The sequence below is a fragment of the Microcoleus sp. MON1_C5 genome (assembly GCF_036701875.1).
GTDB lineage: Bacteria > Cyanobacteriota > Cyanobacteriia > Cyanobacteriales > Microcoleaceae > Microcoleus.
The window spans coordinates 1-2,361 of sequence record NZ_JAUBRN010000143.1; the positions used below are offsets into that span (position 1 = coordinate 1).

Annotated in this window: 1 protein-coding gene; it reads left to right on the forward strand. The window is 43.3% G+C overall.

Annotated elements, in window-relative coordinates; translation table 11 throughout:
- The first annotated feature begins 786 nt into the window (after positions 1 to 786).
- On the forward strand, positions 787 to 2,310 hold the full coding sequence (gene ltrA / locus QUA71_RS29035; protein ID WP_333290454.1) for a group II intron reverse transcriptase/maturase: 1,524 nt from the start codon (positions 787 to 789) through the stop codon (positions 2,308 to 2,310).
- Positions 2,311 to 2,361: the final 51 nt, after the last annotated feature.

Consider the following 2,361-nt stretch of genomic DNA (forward strand, 5'->3'; position numbering starts at 1 on the left):
GTGCCTATTACTAGCTGAAATATGTTTGTTCCTTGCAGGCGTGCTATCGATAGCATACCACAACTGTGCAATGCCCGGATTTCCGTAAACCAGCTCAGCGCGTATTGATTATAATACCAGTTCCAAGTGCGATTCGTTCAGTCGAAACCGAGAAATCGGGGGATGACTGGCTTCTACAGGGTAATCCATGAGGATTGAGTTCGCACTTTAATCCCTTGTAGATGACAACTTCATAACCTTGCAGGTGAGCGTCAGTATCCTAGAAAACGTCAAGCCCTGCCCCTCAAACGTAGAGGTGAAAGCATATCCCTCACTGTAGCGACTAGCCCTCAATCGGTGAAGCGGGGATAAAAGCGGAAAGAGCCAATAGCCTAATGTGGTATCCCGTGAGCAAGTTCCTACGGATAGCGAAAGCGAAGTCACTGCTTAAATCATCGTTACGGTAAACCAGCGAAATAAGGCTTTATGCGCTGGTAGTCCCAAAAGGGCATTAGTAAAGGGTGGTATGAGAATTTGGATCGGCATACCTACGTTACCCAAAAACTCGGTGAAGAGGTGACATCCTAACGGAACAAAACAATGGTTGTGAGGAACGAAGTAACCCACCTGATTACTCTCGGAGAGGTCGAATACTTCGAGCAGTCAGCTAAGACGAAACATCTGGATTTCCAGGTAACAGGTGGGAAAGATTGAGTCAAAAGCCAACGCCTCACTGTAATGGTGAGGATATGCTAACGGACTTACGGTAATGCGGATGGTATAGCTACAAGTAGCAATGAATATGTTATGAACACGGCAGAAAAACCGATGTATGAATGGAACGATATCAACTGGCGAAAGCTAGAGCGTAACGTTTTTAAATTGCAAAAGCGGATATATCAAGCGTCTAATCGTGGTGATGTCAAGCTAGTACGCAGACTCCAGAAACTGTTGATAAGTTCTTGGGCAGCAAAGGCATTAGCGGTTCGTCGGGTAACTCAGGATAATCAAGGTAAGAAGACGGCAGGCGTGGACGGTGTAAAATCGCTGACCCCAAAGCAACGTCTAGCCTTGATAAACAAAATATCATTGGGTTCTAAGGTTAAACCAACACGCCGGGTTTGGATACCCAAACCAGGGACAGATGAGGAAAGACCTTTAGGTATACCGACAATGGAAGACCGAGCTTTGCAAGCGTTAGTCAAACTGGTGTTAGAACCAGAATGGGAAGCGCGATTTGAACCTAACTCATATGGGTTCCGACCCGGACGCTCATGCCACGATGCGATAGTAGCAATATTCCTGGCAATAAAGCATAAATCTAAATATGTGCTGGATGCCGACATTAGTAAATGCTTCGACCGTATTAACCACGATGCACTTCTCAAAAAATTGAATACTTATCCTACCCTACGGAGACAAATCCGAGCTTGGTTAAAAGCTGGTGTTATGGATGGAAACAAGCTGTTCCCAACAGATGAAGGGACACCACAAGGTGGAGTGATATCACCTCTACTTGCCAATGTTGCCTTACATGGAATTGAGGAATTGATTAGGGGTTTAGCCCCAAAATTCGATATGAAGCGATCTGGCAACACTCAATTAGGTGTAAGAGACAAGCTTAAATCGATTTCATTGATTAGATACGCAGATGATTTTGTAGTCCTTCATGAGGATTTAGAAGTCATAAAGCTGTGTAAATTGGAGATAGAGGAGTGGTTGAGTGGCATTGGGTTAGAATTAAAACCGAGTAAGAGAAGGTTAGCCCACACCCTGAACAAGTTAGATGATGAACAACCCGGATTTAACTTCCTAGGATTCAACGTCAGGCAATTCCCCGTTGGGAAATACAATTCAGGACAAAGAACCAGGGGCGGATTATTAGGTTTTAAGACTATTATCACCCCCAGCAAGGAAAGTCAGAAAAGACACTACAGAAAAGTTGCAGAAGTAATAAACAAATCGCGAGGATTAAACCAAGCGATTTTAATCAAGAAACTCAATCCTATCATAAGGGGTTGGTGTAAATATTTCTCAACCGTCATCAGCCAAAGAGTATTTGATAGGTTGAAGAATCTAGTGTTTTGGAAGCTCACCAAATGGGGTTGCCATCGTCATAGAAATAAAAGTAAAGAGTGGATAAGCCGCAAATACTTTAGAACCGTAGAAGGCAATAACTGGGTGTTCGCAACCAGAGAGGGTAACAATCCTCTAAAGCTCATACAACATAGCTCCACTGAAATAAAGCGCTATGCAAAAGTAAAAGGGATGGCATCACCCTATGACGGGGACTGGATATATAGCTTTTCTCATAAAGATGAGGTACAATAACAGCAGTGAGTAAACCAATTCCAAAGATTTTCTGATGTAACTTCATTAAAT